The organism is Actinoplanes sp. HUAS TT8, from assembly GCF_051380535.1.
In the GTDB taxonomy this organism is placed as follows: Bacteria; Actinomycetota; Actinomycetes; order Mycobacteriales; family Micromonosporaceae; genus Actinoplanes.
Map to the genome: position 1 here is coordinate 475,991 of NZ_CP195646.1, position 21,802 is coordinate 497,792.

Genomic DNA, 21,802 nt, shown 5'->3' on the forward strand with positions numbered 1-21,802 from the left:
GGTGGTGCTAGGTTCACCATCGCCCGCGGCGCCTCAGAAGACCTGCTGGGGCAGGTCGCGCCGGCTGCTGATGCCGAGCTTGGCGAAGATCTTGCCCAGGTGCCATTCGACCGTGCGGGTGCTCAGGAACAGCTCGGCGCCGATCTCCACGTTGGACCGGCCGTCGCGGGCCCGCACCGCGATCTCGTGCTCGCGCACCGTGAACTCCACCGTCGCGGGCGTGGGCGCCGGGCCGGGCGCGGCCCCGGCGGCGACCAGGGCACGTTCGGCCCGGGCGGTGAACCCTTCGGCGCCGAACCGGGTGAACATCTCGTGGGCGGTGCGCAGGTGGGTGTCGTCCGGCCGGCCCCGGTGACACCGCCACTCGCCGTACAGCAGATGGGCTTTGGCCAGGAAGAAGGCGGCGCGGCTGGTGGCCAGGTGGTCGATCGCCCGGCGGAAGAGGTCCTCGTCGCCGGTGACCAGGGCGCGGCAGTACGCCTCGACGCCGAGCGCCCAGCCCGTGCCGCTGGGGATGCTCCGCTCGGTCAGCCGTTCCAGCGCCGAGCGGGCCGCCACCGGGTCGCCGCCGAGCATCGCGGCCTCGACCAGTTCGGCCAGGGCGACGTTGGCGATGCCGGTCTCGGCCGGGTTGGCGGTGGCCAGCTCGGCCGCGGTCCGGGCGGCGGCGTGGTCGCCGTGCGCGTTGCGCAGCAGCGCGCGGGCCGTGTAGGCGGCGGTCAGCCCGGTGCCGAGCCGTTGCGCGGTCGCCACCGTGACGATCTGGTCGATCAGCGGGTCGGCCACTGCGGCGCGGCCCTGCCAGGCGGCGGCCAGCATCCGCCCGAATGGCGGCCGGGCCAGTCCGGTGGCCAGGCCACCGGTGTGCATCTCCTCGGCGACCCCGGCGGCCTGGGCGATCGCGCCCTCGTAGAGCAGCACGGTGACCCGGTGCGCGCCGATGTAGGAGAGCCGGACCAGCGCGCCGGCCTCGCGGACCAGGGTCAGGTAGCGCGCGGTGAGCACGTGCAGCGCCTGGTCGTCGCTGATCGAGCCGGCCGCGTGGTCGGCGACGAAGAGCCAGTGCACCGCCTCGTCGAGCCCGGGATGGTCGCGCACGATCGCGGTCAGGGCCGCCCGGACGAGGGGCGCACCGGCCGGGAAACCGTCGGTGTAGAGCACGGCCAGCGCGTCCAGCAGCAGGTCGGGGCCGCTCGGGGCGTCCGGCGGGGGCAGGTCGCGGACCGCGCGGGCGATCCGGCCGATCGCGTCCGGGGCGAACCGGCCGGCCGACGCGGCCGCGGCGAACGCCTCCAGGTAGGTCTCGCGGGCCAGCGCCGGGTCGAGGTGTTCGAACCGGCGCGCGGTGGCCAGCAGCAGGTCGGGGGCCTCGGCGCTGCGCGGCGACGCGAACGCCATCTGCCCTTGCAGCAGGCCGATCCGGGCCTCGCGCAGCTCGTCCGGCGGCCCGTCGGCGGCCCGCGACAGCAGCCGGGCCGCGGCGTCGGGCGCGCCGGCCTGGTATTTCGCGCGGGCCGCGGCCAGTTCCCGCCCGGCCCGCCGGGCCGGATCACCGGTCAGCTCGGCCGCGCGTTCCAGGAACGCCGCCGCGGCGGCGATGCCACCGCGGGCCTGGGCCCGGTCCGCCGACGACTCCAGCTCGGCGGCCACTCGCTCATCAAAAACTTCTTGCGCGTACGCCCGGTGCCACGCCCGCCGATCCGGATCCGTCGCCGGATCGGTCGCCTCGGCCAGCGCCGCGTGCACCCGGCGACGCTCCCCGGCCGGCGCCGCCCGGTACGCCGCCGACCGCACCAGCGTGTGCCGGAACACCACCCGCAGCCCGATCCGCAGCAGCCCGGCCGCCTCGAGTTCGTCGCCGGCGTCCGGCCCGAGCCCGAGCCGCCGCGCGGCCGCCCACAGCCGGGTCGCGTCCCCGACCGGGTCGGCCGCCGCGAGCAGCAGCAGCCGCCGGGCGTCGGGCGACAGTCCGTCCACGCGGCGCAGGAAGCTCTGCTCGACCCGGCGGGACAGTCCGGGCAGCGCCCCGGGCAGGCCGAACCCGCCGGCCAGGGCGGCCGGGGACAACCCGCGAGGCAGTTCCAGCAGGGCCAGGGGGTTGCCGTGGGCCTCGGCCAGGATCGCCTCCCGCACACCCTCGTCCAGCGGCCACGGCACCGCCGAGGCCAGCAGCGCCCGGGCGTCGGTGTCGGGCAGGCCACCGATCACCAGTTCGGGCAGGCTGCGCAGCGTGTCGACCGGCCCGCGCACCCCGAAGATCATCACGACCGACTCGGCGACCAGGCGCCGGGCCACGAACGCGAGCGCCTGCACGGACGCACGGTCCAGCCACTGCGCGTCGTCGACGACCCCGAGCAGCGGCCGGTCGGTGGCCGCCTCGGCGAGCAGGGTCAGGGTGGCCAGCGCGACCAGGAACGCGTCCGGGGCGGGGCCGGCGTCGAGGCCGAACGTGATCCGCAGGGCGGCGCGCTGCGGACCGGGCAGCCGGTCGAGGTGGGCCAGCAGCGGCCCGCACAGCTGGTGCAGGGCGGCGTACGGCAGCTCCATCTCCGACTCGACGCCGGTGACCCGCAGCACGCGCAGGCCCTGGGCCGCCGCGACGGTGGCATCCAGCAGCGCGGTCTTGCCGACGCCGGCCTCACCGGTCAGCACCAGCGCGCCGCTGCGGCCGTCCCGGACGGCGCCGGTGAGCGCGGACAGCGTCGCCAGTTCCCGGTCCCGTCCGCGCAGCACACCACCATGATCGATCATCCGGTTGCGCGCGCAACGACCGCCCCGCGACCCGGGGCCGGGCCAGGGTCCGACCCTGGGGGTGCCGGGCCGGTCGCCCGGCGATCGTTGAGCGCATGTCCGACGTACCGGGTTCGGCCGCGGTGCCGCCGTTGCGCGGTCGCCGGCGGGAACAGGAGAGGCTCGACCGGCTGCTGCGCGAGATCCACGGCGGCGGCAGCCGGGTCCTGGTGCTGCGCGGCGAGGCCGGCGTCGGCAAGACCGCGCTGCTCGACTACCTGACCGTGCGGGCGCCGCTGGGCCGGGTGATCCGGACGACCGCGGTCGCGGCCGAGTCGCCGATCGAGTACGCCGCCCTGCAGAGCCTGTGCGCACCCCTGCAACGTCACCTCGGCCGGCTTCCCGATCCGCAGCACGCGGTCCTGGCCACCGCGTTCGGGCTGCGCCACGGCGAGCCGCCGGAGGCGGCGACGGCCGGGCCGGCCGTGCTCGCGCTGCTGGCCGTCGCCGCCGGCCCGGAGCCGCTGGTCTGCGTCGTCGACGACGCGCAGTGGCTGGACCGGGTCTCCGGCGAGGTGCTGACGTTCGTGGCCGGCCGCCTCGACGGCGGGCCGGCCGGACGGGTCGGGCTGGTCGTGGCCGTGCGCGGCCCCGGGGACGGGCCGATCCTGGCCGGGCGGCCGGAGCTGCGGGTCGACGGGCTGGCCGCCGAGGACGCCCGCGAGCTGCTCGACGACGTCGTGTGGTGGCCGCTGGACGACGCCGTACGGGAAAGAATCGTTCTTGAATCTCGCGGGAATCCGCTCGCGCTCAGGCAGTGGCCGAGAGCCGACCTGTCCCCTTACAACGCGCCGTGAGCGCCCGGGTTCAACGCCCGCGCGGTGATGCTCGACGCGGTGCCACCAGGCGTTTCCCGGCCTAGCATCCGGCTCGGGGATGACCAGGGGAGGCAATACGGTGCTGCTCGGCCGCGGAACGGAATGCGCGAAGCTGGACGGGACTCTCGCGGCGGTCCGCAACGGCCGCAGCGACGCGATCGTGCTGGTCGGCGAGCCCGGGGCCGGCAAGTCGGCGCTGCTCGCCCACGTCGGCGAGGCCGCCGCCGACCTGCGGGTGGTCCGCGCCGGCGGCGTCGAGTCCGAGATGGAGCTCGCCTACGCCGCCCTGCATCAGCTCTGCCGGCCCCTGCTGGAACACCTCGACCGGCTGCCCGGTCCGCAGGCCGAGGGGGTCGAGACGATCTTCGGGCTGCGTTCCGGGGCCGTCCCGGGCGCGTTCCTGGTCGGCCTGGGCGTGCTCAACCTGCTCGCCGAGGCGGCCCGGGACCGGCCGGTGGTCTGCGTGATCGACGACGCGCAGTGGCTCGACTCGGCGTCCGCGCAGGTCCTGGCGTTCGTGGCGCGGCGGCTCAGCGCCGAGTCGGTGCTCATGGTCTTCGCCGGCCGCACCCCGCTGCCGGGCTTCGACGGGCTGAACCGGCTGCCCGTCGGCGGGCTGCCGGACGGTGCCGCCCGCAAACTGCTCAGCTCGGTGGTGCGCTGGCCGCTCGACGACGGCGTGCGCGCCGCGATCCTGGCCGAGGCCCGCGGCAACCCCCTGGCCCTGCTGGAACTGCCGCTGACCGACCCGTCGTCGCTGGCCGGCGGGTTCGGGCTGCTCGACACGTCCCGGCGCATCGAGGAGAGTTTCCGCCGCCGGGTCGACGAGCTCCCGGCCGAGTCGCGTCTGCTGCTGCTCCTGGCCGCGGCCGATCCGGTCGGCGACCCGGTGCTGCTGTGGCGGGCGGCGGCCGCCCTCGGGGTCACCCGGGACGCCCCGACCGGTGGGCTGCTGACCGTCGCCGACCGCGTGGCGTTCCGTCACCCGCTGGTCCGCTCGGCCGTCTACCACGGCGCTGACCTGGCCGAACAGCGGGCCGTGCACCGCGCGCTGGGCGAGGCGACGTCGGCGGCGAGCGACCCGGACCGGCGGGCCTGGCACCTGGCCCAGGCCACCGTCGGCGAGGACGAGACGATCGCCGCCGAGCTGGAGGCGTCGGCCGGCCGGGCCCAGGCCCGCGGCGGGCTGGCCGCGGCCGCCGCGTTCCGGGAACGGGCGTCGATGCTCACCGGGGACCCGGACCGCCGGGCCGATCGCGAGCTGGCCGCGGCCCGCGACAAATACCACGCCGGCTCACCGGCCGAGGCGCGGATCCTGCTCGACCGGGTCGAGGCCGGCCCGCCCGACGCATTGCGGGCCGCGCACGTCGGGCAGCTGCGCGGGCACCTCGCGTTCGCCACCGGGCAGTCCGGCCGGGCGCCGGTCCTGCTGCTGGAGACCGTGCGCCGGTTCGAACGGCTCGACCCGGCCGCGGCCCGCGAGACGTACCTGGACGCCATCACGTACGCGCTGCTGGCCGGCCGGTTCGCCGGGACCCCGGTGACCGAGGTCGCCGCCGTCACCCCGCCCGCCGCCGACGGCTCCCACGCCCAGGACCTGCTCGTGGACGCGCTCGCGCAGCTCTACCGCGAGGGCCACGCGAAGGCGACACCGGCCGTGCAGCGGGCGCTCGCCGCGTTCCGGCGCGACGAACTGCCGGCCGGCGAGGCGATGCGCTGCCTCGGCATCGCCTGCCACGCGGCGTACGAGGTGTGGGACGACGAGGCCTGGGAGGCGCTGGCCGAACTCGGGCTGCGGCACACCCGGGCCGCCGGCGCCCTGGTCATGCTGCCGGTGGCGCTGACCCAGCGGATCGGCGCGCACCTGCACGCGGGGGAGTTCGACGCGGCGTCTGCGCTGGTCGAGGAGGCCGAGGCGGTCGCCGAGGCGACCGGGATGACCCGGCCCGCGTACGACGCGGCCACCGTCCCGGCCTGGCGCGGTGACTCCACCACGGCGTCCGCGCTGATCGGCGCGGCCATGCGCACGGTCGAGCAGCGCGGCGAGGGCATCGGTCTCACCCTGATCCAGCACACCAACGCCGTGCTGCTCAACGGCCTCGGCCGGTTCCCGGAGGCGCTGCGCGCGGCCGAACTGGCCACGGCCGACCCGGGCGAGTCGGCGTTCGCCGGCTGGGCGGTGGCCGAACTCGTCGAAGCGGCCGCCCGCACCGGCGACCGGGCCACCGCGGCCGCCGCCGTCGACCGGCTCGCCCGGACCACCGAACCCAGCGGCACCGACTGGGGACTGGGCACGCTGGCCCGATCCCGGGCGCTGATCAGCGACGGGAAGGCCGCCGAGGCGCTCTACGAGGAGGCGGTCGAGCGGCTCGGGCGTTCCCGTGGCCGGATGGCGCTGGCCCGAGCCCACCTGCTCTTCGGCGAGTGGCTACGTCAGGAACGCCGGATCGCCGAGGCCAGATCCCAGCTGCGTACGGCCCACGAGCACTTCGTCAGCATCGGCGCCGAGGCGTTCGCGGCCCGGGCCCGCCAGGAACTGGTCGCCACCGGCGAGACGGTCGCGGCGCGAACCCGCTCGGACAACGCCGAACTGACCACACAGGAGCTGCAGATCGCCCGCCGGGCCCGGGACGGGCGCTCCAACGCGGAGATCGGCGCCGAACTGTTCCTCAGCGCCCGCACCATCGAATGGCACCTGCGGAAGGTGTTCACCAAACTCGGCATCACCTCGCGGCGCGAACTGCGGACGGCGCTGCCGGCCCCCGGGGCACCGGTGGGCGGGCACCAGTGAGATCTACCGGGGCGCTCTTCCTGCAGATCTTTCACCGGTGGAGGTGGCAACGACCGCTGACCCGGCCCGTGCTATGACATCGACGGTGAGAACAGTCCTGGGGTTCGTCGTCCTGATCGCGGTCGTGCTGCTCGGTGTCGCGCTCGCCGCCGATGTCAAGAACCTCGCCACGCGCCACGTCCGGCGGTCGGCCGGCCTCGTCGGGCCGGCGAGCAGGCTCCTGCGCCCCGGCGACACCGAGGAGAAACGGGAACGGCGCCTCGCCCGGATCGTGCTGCTCGAGCGATCCTTCGGCGCCGTTCTCGCCCTCTCCGGATGCTGCATGATCGTGGTCGCGGCCCTGAACGGCGGCTGGTCGGCCCGATGACCAGGTGGCGACCGGCCGGCTCGCTCAGCGTGCCGAGACCCAGGACAGAGCTTGTTCGAGGTTGTACTCGGCGACGCTCCGCATGAACGCCGGGTCCGGGACGCCCTGCTCGATCAGCTGCAGCGGCCCCGCGGTCAGCGACAGCCGCTGGGTGAGCATGTAGAGCGCGAGCCGGTCCTCGTCGAGCCCGGGCACGGCCAGCCGCGGGTAGTCGCCGTGCATGCGGATGCGCAGGTACACGTGCTCCCACTCGACGTCGAAGTACTTCAGGTCGTCGATGTCGATCAGGACGGGTTCGCCGTCCGGGCCGATCATCACGTGGCCCCACAGCTCGCCGTGCACCACCGAGTATTCGGCCCGGGGCCGCACCGCCGCGGTGAGCTCGTGGAGCCGCTCCTGCAGCCGGTCGCGGGCGTCGGCGACCCGCTGATCACGCGCGGACGCCTCGGCCAGGCACCGGAGGGCGAAGCGGAGTGCCGCCTGCTCGCAGGACGGATCCTGGGCCGTCCCGCCGGCGTCGACGTGCGCCACCCGGCCGAAGGCGGGCGCGCGGCAGGACCGCATCGTCTCCAGGGTCTGCGCCAGGCGCGCCATCGTCGGCTCGGCGGCCCGCGGATCGCGGTCGAACCGCTCCTCCAGGTCCTCGCCCGGGAAGTCCTCGACGATCGCCAGGTCGGCCGGGTAGTGGACCCGGTCGCGGTCGACGAGGTGGATGCGGGGCACCCCGACCCCCATCGCGCTCAGCCGTGCGTGCCCGGCCACGAAGACGTCGAGCCCGCCGATGCCGGCCGAGAACGGATCCGCGAGGTCGTCGGCGCCGTCGGTCGCCGGCCAGTAGCTCTCGGAGTCCGACCAGACGTAGGCGATCGCGGTCGTGGCGTCGTCCATCGTCAGCCGGTAGGCGCCTTTCCGGCTGCCACCGGTGAGTCGTTCGACCGCGTCGAGACGCCGTCCACCGCCGAGGGCCTGCCTGGCCGCGCCCGCCCACCGGTCTGTGCTCACGTTTCCCGCTGTCACGTCCACGCCGTCCACTGTGCTGGATCCTCCGGTGCGACGTCTAGCCGGCCCGCCGCTCCAGCAGGGCTTTCGCCTTCTCGACGACCTCCGCCTCGGCGGCCTGCAGCCGGGCCGGCCGCTCGGTGTCCCCGACCGTGGAGGTCTCGCACTCGTCGTCGTAGCGGGCGATGGCGCCGATCAGCGGCCGCAGCAGTTCGTCGGGGAGGGCCTGCCCGCCGTACCAATAGATGTAGTGACCGCCGGAGTGCACCGGCAGCGTGCCGTCCACGATCAGGCCGGCCCACCACAGGACCAAGGCCCGGGTCCGGGCCTCCTGGTCGGTCGGCAGGTTCTCCGGCAGGAGCCGCAGCTCGGCGACGACCCGGTCGAACAGTTCCGGCGCCTCGGGTTCCTCGGCGCGGGTCAACCCGGCCAGCAGCGGCAGCGACGGCGCCTGGACACCGGACAGCAGGGCGTCCAGGCCGATCCGGATGAGGGTGTCGGACCCGGTGGGCCGGCCGACCAGTCGCTCGATCGCGACGCGCCGCAGTTCTTGAACGTCCATGGTGCCGGGCAGTATGCCGGATTCGGGACTACGAGAGCAGGTCCTCGGCGCGACCTTCGAGCATCTTGGCGATCTCGGCCGAGCGCGGGAGCATGATCGACTCGTAGGTGCGGACGCCCTCGTCGATGCTGCCGGAGCCGGCCAGGGCCAGGGCCAGGTCGCTGGCGTCGAGCATGGCCAGGTTGACGCCGACACCCAGTGGGGGCATCAGGTGGGCGGCGTCGCCGAGCAGGGTGACGCTGGGGTGGTGGGTCCAGGTGTGCGGGACGGGCAGGGCGTTGATCGGGCGGTCGACGTAGGGGCCGTCGTTCTCGGCGACCAGCCGCCGCAGCTCCGGCGACCAGTGGGCGAACTCGGCGAGCAGCCCGGCCCGGATCTCGTCCGTGCTCAGGCCGCTCACGTCGGCCGGTGAGCGGCGGATGATGTAGACCCGGATGTGGCCGCCGCTGTTGCGCTGGGCGAACAGGCCACGGTCGCCGTCGGCGGCGTGCGCGCCACCCTGGCCGACCAGTGCGGACAGCGCCGCGTGGCGGTTCTCGACGTCGTCGAACCACGCTTCCAGGAACGACACCCCGGTGTACTCCGGCCGGGCCGGGGACACCACCGGACGTACGCGTGAATAGGCGCCGTCGGCCCCGATGACGAGATCAGTTTCGGTCGCAGTGCCGTCCTTGAACCGGAGGGTTCGGCCGTCGGTCGAGGCCAGGGCGTGTCCCCACCGCACGGTGCCCGGCTCCAGGGAGTCGAGGAGCAGGTCACGCAGCTGCCCGCGGTCGATCTCGGGTTTGAACAGCTCGCCCTCCTCGGGGCGGTGGTGCTCGCGCAGGTCGCCGGTGATCGCGTACTCGCGCATCTCCTGGCCCTCGGGGCGGGCCAGGCGGAAGAACTCGTCGAGCAGGCCGGCCTCGCGCAGCGCGACCTGGCCGTCGTCGGCGTGCAGGTCGAGGGTGCCGCCCTGGTTGCGGGCGTCGCGGCCGGGGTCGCGGTCGTAGACGGTCACGGCGAGGCCGTGCCGCTGCAGGATGCGGGCGCAGGTGAGGCCGCCGGGGCCGGCGCCGATGATGCTGATCCGATTCATGGCTGTCTCCTTCCGAGAGGGCGCCGGGGCGGCGCCTCATCCAGAAAAGCAGACTCGATAAAAAAGTGCAACGAGTCAACTTTGTGGCCCACTCAACTGTCGGATACGCTCAACCCGTGAACGAGATCCCCGTCGGCCGCCGTGAGCGCAAGAAGGCGGCCACCCGCCAGGCGATCGCCGACGCCGCCCTGCGCCTGTTCCTGGAGCGTGGCTACGACCAGGTCGGCATCCGGGACGTCGCGGACGCCGCCGATGTCTCCACGACCACGCTGTTCAAGCACTTCAGCGGCAAGGAGGCGCTCGTCTTCGACCAGGAGCAGGACGTCGACGCCGCGCTGATCGCCGCGGTCCGCGACCGGGCCGAGGGCGAGAGCATCGTCGACGCGCTGCGCCGGCACGTGCTGGCCACCTGGCTGCCGATCGCCGAGCACCCGCAGCGGGCCGAGTTCGTCGCGCTCGTCGACGCCACACCCGCGCTGCGCGCGCACCATGAGCGGATGTGGACACGGCACACCGGCACTCTCGGTGCCGCGATCGCCGCCGAGTTCGGGCGGCCCGCCGACGACCTGGCCTGCGTCACCCTGGCCCGTTTCGTCCTGGACATCCCGGCCCTGACCAGCACGCGGACCGATCGCCGGGCCGCCGTCGAAACAGTCTTCGAGATCCTTGCCAAAGGATGGAAAAACCCCATTTAGCCGTACGGCGTTGATCATCCGACCGCACGGGGGATCGCGGGATCCAGGCCCGGGGCGATAGTCTCCGGCAACGATTCTGGTCGATGAGCGGCGCGTCCGGCCTTCGGTGCTCTCCTAGCCGCGATCGGCATCCGAGCTGGAGGGCGTTCCGATTTCTGACGTCACGGACGTTCGCGCCGACACGGCCGACGACGACACCCCGCCCGCGGCGACTCCCGACCCGGCCGTTCCCGGCAGCCGGATGTCCCGGCTGCGCGCGGCGGCCTGGTCGGCCGCCCCTGCCATCGGGCTGTACCTGATGATCCGCTCGCTCAGCCTCGACGTCATGTACGTGCTGGCCAGCCACGCGGCCGTCCGCGCGCCGGGCAAGCAGGTCTACCCGGACGGCACCATCAACAACCAGTGGCGCAGCTTCACCTCGATCATGGACGCGCTGGTGTCGTGGGACGCCCGGTGGTACACGAAGATCGCCGGCCAGGGGATCGGCGGCCCGATCGGCGCGGTCGACGCCGACGGCGTGCCGTACCAGTTGCGCCTGATGTTCTTCCCGCTCTACCCGTGGCTGGCCCGCCCGCTGACCTACGTGCCGTTCATCTCCCCGGTCGTCGCCTGCCTGATCGTCTCGTTCGTGTCGGCCGTCGCCGCCGCCTGGGGCCTCTACGCGATCGGGCGGCACCTGCACAGCCGTCGCGTCGGTGTGCTGTTCGCCGCCATGTGGGCGATCGTGCCGGCCGCCATGACCGAGAACGGCGCGTTCAGCGAGTCGCTGTTCACCGCGCTGGCCGTCTGGGCCCTCTACTCCGTGCTCAAGGAACGCTGGCTGATCGCCGGCCTGCTCGCCGGCCTCAGCGGCCTGAGCCGGCCCACCGCAGCCGCGTTGATCGGCACGGTCGGCCTGGCCGCCCTGGTCGCGGCGATCTCCCGGCGGGGCGGCTGGCGGCCGTACGCCGCAATGCTCTTGGCTCCTGTGGGTCTGCTGGGTTACATCGGGTACGCGTCCTACCGCATCGGCAGCGTGTCCGAGTATTTCTCCATCCACGCGCACCAGTTCGGTGCCGAATGGGACTGGGGCAAGTCGCTCTGGGACACGGTCAACGACATCATGATGGGCGTCGGCGACGACAACGGGAACAAGCCCATCCGCATCCTGTCCGTGCTGTTCCTGGCCGGGTTCATCATGCTGCTGGCCCTGCTCGTGCGCCGCGCGCCGTGGCAGCTGACCGTGTACGCGGCGGCGACCCTGGTGCTCGTCGTCGGCGCGCACGCGCACATCTCGATGATGGGCCGGCACCTGCTGCCCGCGTTCCCGGTGCTGCTGATCCCGGCCGTCGCCCTGGCCCGCGCCAAGGACCGTGACCTGGCCATCGCGCTGGGCGCGCTCGCGCTGCTCTCCGGCTGGTACGCGGGCTGGCTCCCGTTCATCTCCGGCCAGGCCATCTAGGTTCAGTCGCGCAGGGCCGTGCGCAGCTCGCGGCGGTTGCTGATGGTCAGCTTGGTGAAGACCTTGCGCAGGTGCCACTCGACCGTGCGGCTGCTCAGGAACAGCTCGGCACCGATCTCGGTGTTCGACTGGCCGTCCCGGGCCCGGCGGGCGATCTGCCGCTCCTGCGGGGTCAGCTCGGTCGGCGCCGGGACCACCCGCGCCTGGATCGGGGCGCCGGTCGCGGCCAGCTCCCGGCCGGCCCGGTCGGCATAGGCTTCGGCACCGAAGGACGAGAACATGTCGTACGCGGCCCGCAGCTGATCACGCGCATCACCGTTGCGACCGGCCCGGCGCAGCCACTCGCCGTACACCAAATGGGTCCTGGCCAGCATGAACGCGGCGCGGCAGCGGGCCAGCCGCTCGACCGCCTCGCGATAGAGCGGCTCGGCCCCGGCCCCGTCGGTGAGCAGCGCCCGCGACCGCGCCTCGACACCCAGCCCCCAGTCGGTGCCGCTCGGCCCGGTCCGCGCCGTCAGCCGGGCGAACGCCCGCGTCGCCGCGTCCCGATCACCGTTGCGGACCGCCGCGTCGACCAGCTCGACCAGCGCCCAGTCGGCGAACCCGGCCTCCAACCGGTACGCGGTCGCCCGCTCGGCCGCGGCCTGCGCCTCGGCGTAGCGGCCCAGCCCGTTGTTCAGCACCGCGCCGAACATGTGCATGGCGGTCAGCACCGCGCCCTGACCCCTTTCGGTCAGCACGTCGGTCACCTCACCGATCAGAGCGGACACGACCTCCTCCCGGCCCCGCCACGCGGCGACCGCGAGCGCGGCGATCGGCGGCTGCACGTCACCGGTCGCCGTCCCGATCGCGTCGACCTCGTCGACCAGGGCCGCAGCCGCGGCGATCTCGCCCTGATGCAGGTGCAGGGCCAGCCGCTGGTAGAGGATGAACGGCAGCCCGGCCAGGGCCCCGGTGGCCCGGGCGTTGCGCAGGTGCCGCATCGTCAGGTCCTGCCAGGCGTCGTCGTCCCAGACCGTGTGCGCGGCATGCGACACCACGTAGACCAGGTGGATCGCGTCCTGCGCGGCCACACCCTCCCGGAAGCCGGCCAGCGACCGGCGGATCAGGTCGGTGCCCGCCTCGAACCCGTCGGTGTAGAGCGTGGCCAGCCCGTCGAGCAGCAGATCCCGCGGCCCCGGCTCACCCTGAGCACTGGTCTTCAACGCGGCCGTGGCGACCTCGGCCAGCCCGGTGTCGGTGGCCAGCCGGCCGACGAACACCGCCCCGGCGAACGCCTCCAGATAGGTCTGCCGGGCCAGCCCCGGATCCAGCGGCTCCAGCCGCCGCGCGGTGTCGACCAGCAGACCCGGCGCCTCGGCGCTGCGGGTCGCCGACGCGAACGCCATCTGCCCGCGCAGCAGCCCGATCATCGCGCCGCGCAACTCGTCGCCCGGGCCCATGCCGGCCCCGGCCAGCAGCGCCGCCGCCGCATCCGGGGCACCCGCCCGGTACTTGGCCCGGGCCGCGGCCAGCTCCCGGTCGGCCCGCACCCCCGGATCGGCGGTCAGCTCGGCCGCCCGCTGCAGGAACGCCGCCGCCGCGGCCAGCCCACCACGCGCCTGGGCCCGGTCGGCCGACGCGGCCAGCTCGGCCGCGACCGTCTCGTCGGTGCCGGCCGTCGCATAGGCCCGATGCCAGGCGTGCCGGTCCGGGTCGGCCTCCCGCGAAGTGGCCTCGGCCAGCGCCGCGTGCACCCGGCGACGGTTGGCCGACGACGCCGCCCCGTAGACCGCCGACCGCACCAGCGTGTGCCGGAACACCACCCGCGAACCGATCCGCATCAACCCGGCCGCGTGCAACGGATCGCCGGCCTCCGGCCCCAGCCCCAGATGGGCGGCCGCCCGGCGCAGCAGGAACGAGTCACCGACCGGGTCGGCCGCGGCCAGCAACAGCAGCAGCCGCGCGTCCGCATCCAACTCGTCGATGCGGCGCAGGAAACTCTCCTCCAGCCGGCCGTGCCCCCGGGCCAGCCCGAACCCGCCCGCCATCCCGGCCGGGGACCAGCCCAGCGGCAACTCCAGCAGCGCCAGCGGATTACCCCGGGCCTCGGCCAGCAGCGCGCCGCGCACGTCGGCGTCGAGCGGCCAGCGGACCACCGACTCCAGCAGCTCCCGGGCGTCCTTCTCGCTCAGCCCGCCCAGCGGCAACTCCGGCAACTGGCCGAGACTGTCACTCTCGCGCTTCGCGAAGATCATGGCGACCGACTCGGCGTGCAACCGCCGCGCCACGAAAGCCAGAGTCTGCGCCGACGACTGGTCCAGCCACTGCGCGTCGTCCACCACACACAGCAACGGCTTCTCGGCCGCCACCTCGGCCAGCAGCGTCAACACGGCCAGACCGACGAAGAACGGCTCCGGCGCCGGGCCGCCGCGCAGCCCGAATGTCACCTCCAGGGCCGCCCGCTGCGGCACCGGCAACCGGTCGAGGTGATCGAGCACCGGGCCGCACAAACGCTGCAACGCCGCGAACGGCAACTCCATCTCCGACTCGACCCCGGCGACCCGGGCCACCCGCAGACCCCTCGCCTCCTCGACCGCCGCATCCAGCAACGCCGACTTCCCGATCCCGGCCTCACCGACCACGACCAGCGCGCCACTACGGCCGGCCCGGGCCGCCCCCAACAGGCCGGCCAGGGCCGCCTGCTCACTCTTCCGCCCCCGCAACACCACGCATCCGATCCTTGGACAGCCCATTACGCACCGTCAATAAGCAGCGTCACGCAACCCGTGGTGAACCCGCAAAACCGGTATACGTGAGGTTGACCCGCGACAACCACGGGACCCGGGCACCAGTACCCCGCACGGGCGCGACGTGCGGCTGCCGGCCAGCACAGTGACCGGCGTGAGAGACGAACGCCTGACCGACCTGCACACCCGGCACGCCCGCGACCTGCTCGGCTTCCTGTCCGGGTTCACCGCCGGTAACCGGTTCAGCGCCGAGGACCTCCTGCAGGAGACGATGCTGAGAGCCTGGCGGCACATCGACACCCTCCCGGCCGAACCCGACCACACCCGGCGCTGGCTGTTCACGGTCGCCCGCAACGTCGCCATCGACGCCATCCGCCGCCGGTCCGCCCGCCCGGCCGAGGTCGACCTCGGCGACCTGACCGAACCCGGCCCGGACGAGACGTCGGGCACGGTGATGGCGGTCGACTCGCTGCGCCACGCCATCGGCAATTTGAGCACGCCGCACCGGCGGGTGCTGGCCGAGCTGTACGTCCAGGGCCGCACTCCGGACGAGGCGGCCCGCCGGCTGGGCGTGCCGATCGGGACGGTCAAGTCGCGGGCGCACTACGCCCTCCGCTCGGTCCGCACCGCCGTCGCCGGCCGCTGACCCAAGGGCTCCGCCTGATCCGGCCTTCGTGAGCTGCGGTCCATGTTTAGTTCGGGCTATAGTTTGCTCAGTCGGAGAACTCCCCGCGCCGCTGGTCGATCAAGACCACGACAGCCGTGAGGGATTGGTTGCGGGCCCTGCGGCAGACTGATCCCGAGGTCTACCGTTCGGTGAACATCGCCATCGACATGCTCGCGGAGATCGGCCCCGGCTTGGGGCGGCCGCTTGTCGACACGATGCACGGTTCGAGCATCGGCAACCTCAGGGAGTTGCGGCCGCGGTCGGGCCGCGACTTCGCCATCCGGGTGTTGTTCGTGTTCGACCCCTGGTCGCAGGCGGTGTTGCTGGTCGCCGGCAACAAAGCCGGTGACTGGACACGGTGGTACAGGGCGGCCATCCCTGTCGCCGAGACGGCGTATGACAGCTGGCTTGCTGTCGAGAGGAAGCGGAGGGAGAACTCATGACTGAGTTTCACGACTGGGAGGACCTCCGTGCGGAACTGCACGACGGGGACGACGAGGCGCTCGAGATCGAGCGGGCCCGGACCGAGGCCTGGGTCGGAGCCTTCCACCTGGCTGAGGAGCGAAAGCGGCTGGGTCTGACGCAGCGTCAGGTAGCCGAGATCATGGGCGTTTCGCCCGGTCGGGTCAGTCAGATCGAGAACGGTGACCTCGAAGCCAACGAGGTGGCGACGCTCAGCCGGTACGCCCGGGCGTTGGGCGCCCGCATGCGGATCATCTTCGACTACGGCAGCGACCTTCGGCAGATCGCCTGAAGCGTGCCCGATTCCGGTCGGCGGTCCCGTCGCCGACACCGTCGCGACCGCCACCGGCCGATAGGATCCGCGGCGGGGTGGGGGTCGTAGCGCAGAGGTCGTCGCGCTGGTCTCCAGAATCAGAAGACATCGGTTCGAATCCGGTCGGCTCCCACCTCCACTGCGGCGACCGGGCGATACCGGCCGGATCTGAACAACTTCAGACGCCCTCGCAGCGCAGAGCTTCCACGCCCCAGGCCGTGGACAGCGCGAGCGGCTGGCCGGTAGGCGTACCAAGCGGTGGCAGCAGTTGCCGGCCGCCGTCCCCGACAATCTCGACCGCGCATGGACGGATATTCGCGGCCGCTGATTCTGAGGGCCGGGGCTGATCGGATCCCGTGCGTGGCGGCCGGGTTCTAACCCGCGGATTTTCTCAAGATCTTTGGATGTACGCCGATGGTGGCGGCCATGATCCGGCTTTCGTCTGCGCTGGTCGGGGTGGCTCTGCTGCTCGCGACTCCGGCCGCCGCCCACGCCGCGCCCAGTGAGACCGTGACCGACGGCGTGCTGCGGCGCGCGGTGGTGGACACGTTCGGGCGGGGGCCGGATGTGGTGCGGACCAGTGTCGCCACCGGGGCGGGGGCGACGATCGAGGTCCCGGAGTCGCTGGCGCGGGGGATCGCGGAGGGGTCGAGCGTGACCGTCACGCGTGGGGCGGACGGCACGGTGGAAGGGCTCCATGGCCGTACGTCAATCTCTTCGAATGAAACCGTGAGCGGAACGCACCACCTGGTGGTGGTGCCGGTGTTCTGGAAGGGCAGCGCGCTGCCCGACGCGGCGGCCTTCGCCGCGACCACCGCGAGCGTCGACAAGTATTACGACACCGTGTCCGGGGGTGCGATCCGGTTCACCCTGGACCGGGTCACCGAGGCGCGGAAGATCACCGTGACCGGCTGTGACACCAGCGCGATCGAGTCGGCCGCGCGGGGGATCGCCGGCAGTGTGGCCCAGGACCAGTTCCATCACATCGTCGTCTACTACCCGTACGAGAGCGCCTGTGGTTTTGCCGGTCTCGGCTATGTCGGCGGGGGCGGTTTCGTCTGGCTCAACGGCTACAACACCACGCAGGTGCTGGGGCACGAGCTCGGCCACAACCTGGGTCTGTGGCACAGCGACGGCTATCACTGCTGGTCGGACCCGGCGCGGACGAATCCGGTGCCGTTGTCCGCGAATTGCCAGGTCGAGGGGTACGCGGATCCGTGGGACATCATGGGCAGCCGCGCGACCGGTGAGCTGACCGCCGCGCACCTGGACCAGCTCGGCGTGCTCGGTTCGGGCGGCACGCAGGTCGCGACGGCCGGGAAACAGGTCGTGCTCGCGCCGCTGTCCGGCGGCCAGGGGGTGCGGCAGCTGACCTATCGGAGCGGGACGCGCGCCTACTACCTGGAGTACCGCGACGGCGCCCGCCTCGACCAGTCGCTGAGCGGCGCCGGGACCGGGCTCGCCGTGCGCTTCACCGACACGAGCCTGAGCAGCGACTTCGTGCACGATCACCAGCTGATCTCGTATCAGCCGACGATGCCGGTGCTGCGGCCCGGCGAGGGCTGGAACGATCCGGCCGGGACGATCAGCATCCGTACGGGGGCGGCCACCGCGGCCGGCCTGCCGGTGACCGTCGGCGGGGTCGGTGACACCCGGGCGCCGTCCGCGTTCGCGCTGGTCAGCCCGAAGACGTCGGCGTCGCTGACCACGCCGAAGACCACGGTGAGCTGGACCCCGGTCACCGACGACACGGCCGTCACCTCGGTGTCGGTGCTGGCCGACGGCCAGGTCGTGGCCACCGCGCCGGGGACCGCGACCTCGGTCTCGGCGGCGATCCCGGACGGCAAGCACACGTTGCAGGCGGTGGCGACCGACCCGTACGGCAACACCAGCCGCACCGGCACGGTCACGGTGACCGTCGACGGCAACGCCCCGGCCGGCACCCCGGCGCCGCTGGCCGTGCTGCGGGCCGGCGGGACGGTCACCACGTCCGGCGTTCCGGTGTCGGTGAGCTGGGGCCTGACCGATCCCAACGGGGTCGCCCAGCAGAGGATCGCGCAGGACTCGGGCGCCTGGGCCGGTCTCGGGACGACCGTCCGCAAGATCGAGGCGACGGCCCGGCCGGGGGTCAGGACCCGCTGGCAACTCGCGGTTTCCGACAAGATCGGACATTCGGGTACGGTCATGGGCGCCTGGAACACGGCAACCCTGGACGTGCGCGGGGGCACCTACACCGGCGCCTGGTCCACGGTCACGAGCCCGGCCCGCCTCGGCGGCAGCGAACGGACCACGACGGCCCGCGGGGCGGCGGTGTCGTACACGTTCACCGGCCGCGCGATCGGCCTGATCGGCACCCGCGACAAGACCAGCGGGCCGGCCGACGTGTACGTCGACGGCGCGAAGTTCAGCACGGTCACCCTGTACAACGGCATGGCCTGGAGCAACACGATCGTCTACACGCTGACGTGGACGGGTTCGGGCACCCACACGGTGAAGTTCGTCAACCAGGGTTCGCGCCTCAACATCGACGCGATCGCGACCATCGGCTGAACCGGAGGGCCCGTGGGCAACGCGCGCCGCGCCCATGAGCCCTCCGGCCGTCAGGTCAGCCCTTGTAGGCGCCGATGATCTTGGTGAACTGGTACGCCGACTGCGACACCCCACTGCAGGTGTCGTCGTTCGGGTAGGCGCCCGGGCACTGCCGGTCCCGGTTCAGCGACCAGAACGTCAGCCGGGCAATCGTGTGCTGCTGCGCGTACGCGGTGATCGTCTGCATGTCGGCCAGGGTCACCGTCGCGTGCTCGTCGGTGATGCCGTTCATGGACGAGATGCCCACGTGCTTGTACGCGTCGGCGTCCGACCATCCGTACGCCGTCTTCAGTTTGTTCTTGAGCCCATCGGCGGCCTGGATCGTCAGCTGGCCCTGGTTACCGCCGGTGTTGCCCCAGTCGAAGGTCATGATGCCCCAGCCGTCGACGACCAGGCCGGCGCCGGCCGCCCGGTTGATCAGCGACGCGTCCGGCCCGCCGGTGCCGCTGCCCAGGGTGATGTACGTGGTGATGCCCGGGTTGTTGGCCTTGATGATCTTCAGGGCGTCGACCGTCTTCTGCTGGTCGGCCGGGGTGTCGTACGGCGTACCCTCGATGTCGATGTCGATCGCCTTGAGCGAGTACGCGTTGATCACCTTCTGGTACGCCGCGGCCAGCGCGGTCGCGCTGGTGCAGTAGTGCTCCAACCACGGTCCGGCCGCCCCGCCGAACGAGATCACCACGTCGCCGCCGTTGGCCCGGATGGTGTTGATCGCGGTCTGGTCGGCACCGCCGGTCAGCGCCCGCGAGCCGTCCCACTTGGGGTCGCAGTTGCCGCTGTTCAGCATGAACGCCATGGTGAACCACTTGACGCCGGTCGCGTTGGTGACCGTGGTCAGGTTCGGCGGGTTGCCCCAGCCGGTGTAGTAGTACGGCGCGACCGCCTTGATGCCGGGACCGCTGCCGGTCGGCGGCGCGGTCGTCGGGCTGGTGGTCGGGCTCGAACCGCCGCCGAACGTCCACTTCTGGTTGGACGTGCCGGTGCACGACCAGATCTGCAGCTTGGCGCCGTTGGCGGTGCTCTTGTCCTTGACGTCCAGGCACTTGCCGGACGCGGTGTTCACCAGGTCACCGGCGGCGCTGAGCGTCCACTTCTGACTGGCGACGGTGTCGAAGCAGTCCCAGAGGTGCACGGCGGCGCCGTCGGTGGTCGCGTTGTTCGCGACGTCGAGGCACTTGCCGCGCCCCTGGACCGACCCGTTGTCGGCGAACGTCCAGGTCTGGTTGCTGCTGCCGGCGACACAGTCCCACAGCTGGGGAAGGTTGCCGTTGGCGGTCGAGCCGTCGGTGACGTCGAGGCACTTGCCGTTCAGCGAGCTCTTGACGGCGCCGGCGCTGGCCGCCGAGGCGTTGGTGATGCCGAGGACGCCGAGCGTCCCGACGGTGACGGTCGCGGTGAGGATCGCGAGGATACGGGAGCGTTTCACGGGGGTGATCTCCCTTGCCGTGGTGGGGGAGCCTGGCCGGGATTGGTAAGGCGGTTAACAATTACGCCCGCGTCGATGTATCGGTCAACGTCACACAACGCGATCGACGCCACGTTTTCCCAGCTCAGCCCCCACCGAAGCAGGAACCTTAAATAACCTTAAATGTATGAAACACGGCAACATCACACGTCTTCAAAGACCCACAAACCCGATTTCCCCGTACGGACGAGGAAGTCCCGCCGGTCAGGCGTCGTGGAAGGGGGCCGGCTCCGCCGGGATGCGCTTGGACATCAGGCAGAACTCGTTGCCCTCGGGGTCCTCCAGCACGATCCACGAGCCGCTGCCGACGATGCTCGACCGTCTCGCGCCGAGGCCGAGCAGCCGGGCGAGTTCCTCGTCCTGTCCGCAGTCGGTCGGGCAGACGTCGAAGTGCAGGCGGCTCTTCACCGTCTTGCGTTCCGGGACCCGGATGAACAGGATGTCCGGGCTGACCGTCGCCCCGCGGATGGCGACGCCGGTCTCGTCCCGCGCGAAGATCCGGTAGCCGAGCGCCGCGCTCCAGAACGTGGCCATCAGTTCCGGGTCGTTGCAGTCGATCGTGATGTCCCCGACGCGGCTGGTCATGCGCCGGATCTTAGGCGGCGCGCGGTCAGCACCAGGCCTCGCCGTCGTGCGAGCCGGTCACTTCGACGCCGTACACGTCCGCCGGCTCCTGAGTTTCCGGATCCCCGAGGTGGTTGTAGTCGCTCGGGAACCACACCTTGAAGTAGGCCGTGGCCCCGTCGACCGTCTTGCTGAAGCATCCCGGGGGGTCGGCCTGCCACCCGTCGGCCGTGGCCGCCGATCGGTAGAAGGACTTGACGTCCGCGCGGGGCATCGCGGTCTGATACCGCCGTCCCGCCTCGGCGAAGCCGTCGTCGGTGTCGCAGCGCGACGACGCGTCCACCTGCGTCGCGGTGTCCGGGTGGGCGGCCAGGATCGGCAGGCCGGCCAGGGTGGCGACGAACCGCTCATCGCGCTCGGAACACCCACCGGCCGCGGAGACGAGATCCGCGCACCCGGCCGAGGAACCGGCGACCAGCACCCCCACCAGGGCAAGACGAAGCGGCGCCCCGCTGATCATCCGCGGGGCGCCGGCGTTCGATCCGTCGACGGTCATGACGGTGGTCTCACATGTGGTGCGCGGGGCGGATCTGCAGCATCTCGGACAGCCGGTTCGTGACCGGCCGTGCCTCCAGGTGCAGCCGGGCGATGTTGAGCTGCCCGTCCCCGATGACGACCAGCAGAGCCAGCTCCCCGATCGCGTAGACCGACAGGTAGCCGTTCTGGTTGTGGATCGTCACGTCGGAGAATCCACCCTGCCCGAGGACCGCCCCGGTGGTCCGGCTGATGCCGTGCGCGCCCGCCGCCAGCGCCGCCACGTCGTGCGGCTCGGTGCCGGTGGTGGTGTCGTAGAGCATGAGCAGGCCGTCGACACCCGCCACCACGCACCCGAGCACGCCCGGCACCTGCATGCGCAGCCGGGCGAGCTCGGAGAGGACGTGTTGCTCCTCGATGGTGGTCATACGTCCAGGTCCGCCTCGATCTTGCGGAGCTGGTGCCGCGCCAGGCCCAGGTTGGCCCGGTCCTTCTGCAGCGACAGGTACAGGAAGAAGGCGTCGCCGTTGCGCTTGTTCTGCAGCAGGCGGATCAGGTGGTACTGGGTGTCGAGGGTGATCAGGATGTCCTCGATGCCGTCCTGCAGACCGAGCATGTTCAGCGTGCGGACCTTGGCACGGATCACGTCGGTGTTGCCCGCCGCCGCGATGTTCATGTCCATGATCTGACCGCCGCCGAGCACACCCAGGGTCAGACCGCTGGTGTAGTCGACGAGGGCGACGCCGATCGCGCCCTCGATCGTCATGGCTTCCTTGAGGGCCGTCTCGATATTCACTGCCAAGCTCCGTTCCGACAAAACATGTTCAGCCGGGGCCAACAGTGGCACGCCCGAAATGGAAGGGCACTGAACTAAACCGAGGTCGGTACGAAGATCTTTGTCCGCATCGCCCGAACGGACCTTGAAACGTCGCAACGGT

19 protein-coding genes and 1 tRNA gene are annotated in these 21,802 nt (G+C 72.4%); 10 read left to right on the forward strand and 10 right to left on the reverse strand.

Features of this window, described 5'->3' with window-relative positions; translation table 11 throughout:
- Positions 1 to 33: 33 nt before the first annotated feature.
- Positions 34 to 2,733 (reverse strand): AAA family ATPase, encoded by a 2,700-nt coding sequence (locus tag ACSHV8_RS02025; protein WP_436528791.1) that lies wholly within the window; start codon positions 2,731 to 2,733, stop codon positions 34 to 36.
- Between the two features lie 113 nt (positions 2,734 to 2,846).
- Between ACSHV8_RS02025 and ACSHV8_RS02030 the strand changes: the two genes are divergently transcribed.
- From ACSHV8_RS02030 to ACSHV8_RS02040, 3 genes are all read left to right on the forward strand, one after another.
- Positions 2,847 to 3,587 carry an AAA family ATPase gene (locus ACSHV8_RS02030; protein ID WP_436528793.1) on the forward strand — a complete coding sequence of 247 codons (741 nt, stop codon included), beginning with the start codon at positions 2,847 to 2,849 and terminating at the stop codon, positions 3,585 to 3,587.
- A gap of 100 nt (positions 3,588 to 3,687) precedes the next feature.
- Complete coding sequence (locus ACSHV8_RS02035) at positions 3,688 to 6,399, forward strand: ATP-binding protein (RefSeq protein WP_436528794.1); 2,712 nt, start codon at positions 3,688 to 3,690, stop codon at positions 6,397 to 6,399.
- An 85-nt stretch (positions 6,400 to 6,484) separates the two neighbouring features.
- Complete coding sequence (locus ACSHV8_RS02040) at positions 6,485 to 6,766, forward strand: hypothetical protein (protein ID WP_436528796.1); 282 nt, start codon at positions 6,485 to 6,487, stop codon at positions 6,764 to 6,766.
- A gap of 24 nt (positions 6,767 to 6,790) precedes the next feature.
- Here the strand turns inward: ACSHV8_RS02040 and ACSHV8_RS02045 are convergent, their stop codons facing one another.
- The 3 genes from ACSHV8_RS02045 to ACSHV8_RS02055 are packed head-to-tail and all read right to left on the reverse strand — an operon-like array spanning position 6,791 to position 9,405.
- Entirely contained in the window at positions 6,791 to 7,768 is a 978-nt protein-coding gene (locus ACSHV8_RS02045) for a phosphotransferase family protein (protein WP_436528798.1), read from the reverse strand.
- Positions 7,769 to 7,823: 55 nt separating this feature from the next.
- Positions 7,824 to 8,327 carry a hypothetical protein gene (locus tag ACSHV8_RS02050; RefSeq protein ID WP_436528799.1) on the reverse strand — a complete coding sequence of 168 codons (504 nt, stop codon included), beginning with the start codon at positions 8,325 to 8,327 and terminating at the stop codon, positions 7,824 to 7,826.
- A 28-nt stretch (positions 8,328 to 8,355) separates the two neighbouring features.
- Entirely contained in the window at positions 8,356 to 9,405 is a 1,050-nt protein-coding gene (locus tag ACSHV8_RS02055) for an FAD-dependent oxidoreductase (protein WP_436528801.1), read from the reverse strand.
- 116 nt (positions 9,406 to 9,521) lie between these two features.
- On the opposite strand from ACSHV8_RS02055, the gene ACSHV8_RS02060 reads away from it, so the two are divergent.
- Together ACSHV8_RS02060 and ACSHV8_RS02065 are read left to right on the forward strand one after the other, a co-directional pair.
- The gene (locus ACSHV8_RS02060) at positions 9,522 to 10,100 is read left to right on the forward strand and encodes a TetR/AcrR family transcriptional regulator (RefSeq protein ID WP_436528803.1); all 579 of its coding nucleotides are present in this window, start codon (positions 9,522 to 9,524) and stop codon (positions 10,098 to 10,100) included.
- Positions 10,101 to 10,341: 241 nt separating this feature from the next.
- Entirely contained in the window at positions 10,342 to 11,541 is a 1,200-nt protein-coding gene (locus ACSHV8_RS02065) for a glycosyltransferase family 39 protein (RefSeq protein WP_436528805.1), read from the forward strand.
- 2 nt (positions 11,542 to 11,543) lie between these two features.
- Here ACSHV8_RS02065 and ACSHV8_RS02070 read toward each other — a convergent pair whose 3' ends face one another.
- Positions 11,544 to 14,252, reverse strand: coding sequence for an AAA family ATPase (locus tag ACSHV8_RS02070; protein WP_436528807.1), 2,709 nt, complete (start codon positions 14,250 to 14,252; stop codon positions 11,544 to 11,546).
- 172 nt (positions 14,253 to 14,424) lie between these two features.
- Here ACSHV8_RS02070 and ACSHV8_RS02075 point away from each other — a divergent pair, with 172 nt between their 5' ends.
- The 5 genes from ACSHV8_RS02075 (at position 14,425) to ACSHV8_RS02095 (ending at position 18,262) form a co-directional block, all read left to right on the forward strand.
- Complete coding sequence (locus ACSHV8_RS02075; protein ID WP_436528809.1) at positions 14,425 to 14,916, forward strand: sigma-70 family RNA polymerase sigma factor; 492 nt, start codon at positions 14,425 to 14,427, stop codon at positions 14,914 to 14,916.
- Positions 14,917 to 15,014: 98 nt separating this feature from the next.
- Positions 15,015 to 15,380, forward strand: a complete 366-nt coding sequence (locus ACSHV8_RS02080) for a type II toxin-antitoxin system RelE/ParE family toxin (protein WP_436536667.1) — start codon at positions 15,015 to 15,017, stop codon at positions 15,378 to 15,380.
- A complete protein-coding gene (locus ACSHV8_RS02085; protein WP_436528811.1) occupies positions 15,377 to 15,691 on the forward strand; it encodes a helix-turn-helix domain-containing protein in 315 nt (104 codons plus the stop codon). Before ACSHV8_RS02080 ends, ACSHV8_RS02085 begins: the two co-directional genes overlap by 4 nt.
- 80 nt (positions 15,692 to 15,771) lie before the next feature.
- Positions 15,772 to 15,844, forward strand: a tRNA-Trp gene (locus ACSHV8_RS02090).
- 294 nt (positions 15,845 to 16,138) lie between these two features.
- A complete protein-coding gene (locus ACSHV8_RS02095; RefSeq protein WP_436528813.1) occupies positions 16,139 to 18,262 on the forward strand; it encodes a hypothetical protein in 2,124 nt (707 codons plus the stop codon).
- Between the two features lie 55 nt (positions 18,263 to 18,317).
- On the opposite strand, the gene ACSHV8_RS02100 is transcribed toward ACSHV8_RS02095, so the two are convergent.
- The 5 genes from ACSHV8_RS02100 to ACSHV8_RS02120 all read right to left on the reverse strand — a co-directional run bounded on the left by ACSHV8_RS02100 (position 18,318) and on the right by ACSHV8_RS02120 (position 21,630).
- Positions 18,318 to 19,727 (reverse strand): ricin-type beta-trefoil lectin domain protein, encoded by a 1,410-nt coding sequence (locus tag ACSHV8_RS02100; protein WP_436528815.1) that lies wholly within the window; start codon positions 19,725 to 19,727, stop codon positions 18,318 to 18,320.
- A 243-nt stretch (positions 19,728 to 19,970) separates the two neighbouring features.
- Positions 19,971 to 20,351 (reverse strand): VOC family protein, encoded by a 381-nt coding sequence (locus ACSHV8_RS02105; RefSeq protein ID WP_436528817.1) that lies wholly within the window; start codon positions 20,349 to 20,351, stop codon positions 19,971 to 19,973.
- Between the two features lie 25 nt (positions 20,352 to 20,376).
- A complete protein-coding gene (locus ACSHV8_RS02110; protein WP_436528818.1) occupies positions 20,377 to 20,886 on the reverse strand; it encodes a hypothetical protein in 510 nt (169 codons plus the stop codon).
- Between the two features lie 10 nt (positions 20,887 to 20,896).
- Positions 20,897 to 21,292, reverse strand: coding sequence for a roadblock/LC7 domain-containing protein (locus ACSHV8_RS02115; protein WP_436528820.1), 396 nt, complete (start codon positions 21,290 to 21,292; stop codon positions 20,897 to 20,899).
- The gene (locus ACSHV8_RS02120) at positions 21,289 to 21,630 is read right to left on the reverse strand and encodes a hypothetical protein (protein ID WP_436536669.1); all 342 of its coding nucleotides are present in this window, start codon (positions 21,628 to 21,630) and stop codon (positions 21,289 to 21,291) included. The genes ACSHV8_RS02115 and ACSHV8_RS02120 overlap by 4 nt, the downstream gene beginning before the upstream one ends.
- Between the last annotated feature and the right edge of the window lie 172 nt (positions 21,631 to 21,802).

Coding starts and splice junctions, on each gene's coding strand:
- ACSHV8_RS02030 (WP_436528793.1), top strand. CDS start 2,847: ATGTCCGACGTACCGGGTTCGGCCGCGGTGCCGCCGTTGCGCGGTCGC.
- ACSHV8_RS02050 (WP_436528799.1), bottom strand. CDS start 8,327: ATGGACGTTCAAGAACTGCGGCGCGTCGCGATCGAGCGACTGGTCGGC.
- ACSHV8_RS02055 (WP_436528801.1), bottom strand. CDS start 9,405: ATGAATCGGATCAGCATCATCGGCGCCGGCCCCGGCGGCCTCACCTGC.
- ACSHV8_RS02065 (WP_436528805.1), top strand. CDS start 10,342: ATGTCCCGGCTGCGCGCGGCGGCCTGGTCGGCCGCCCCTGCCATCGGG.
- ACSHV8_RS02085 (WP_436528811.1), top strand. CDS start 15,377: ATGACTGAGTTTCACGACTGGGAGGACCTCCGTGCGGAACTGCACGAC.
- ACSHV8_RS02095 (WP_436528813.1), top strand. CDS start 16,139: ATGATCCGGCTTTCGTCTGCGCTGGTCGGGGTGGCTCTGCTGCTCGCG.
- ACSHV8_RS02105 (WP_436528817.1), bottom strand. CDS start 20,351: ATGACCAGCCGCGTCGGGGACATCACGATCGACTGCAACGACCCGGAA.
- ACSHV8_RS02110 (WP_436528818.1), bottom strand. CDS start 20,886: ATGACCGTCGACGGATCGAACGCCGGCGCCCCGCGGATGATCAGCGGG.
- ACSHV8_RS02115 (WP_436528820.1), bottom strand. CDS start 21,292: ATGACCACCATCGAGGAGCAACACGTCCTCTCCGAGCTCGCCCGGCTG.
- ACSHV8_RS02120 (WP_436536669.1), bottom strand. CDS start 21,630: ATGACGATCGAGGGCGCGATCGGCGTCGCCCTCGTCGACTACACCAGC.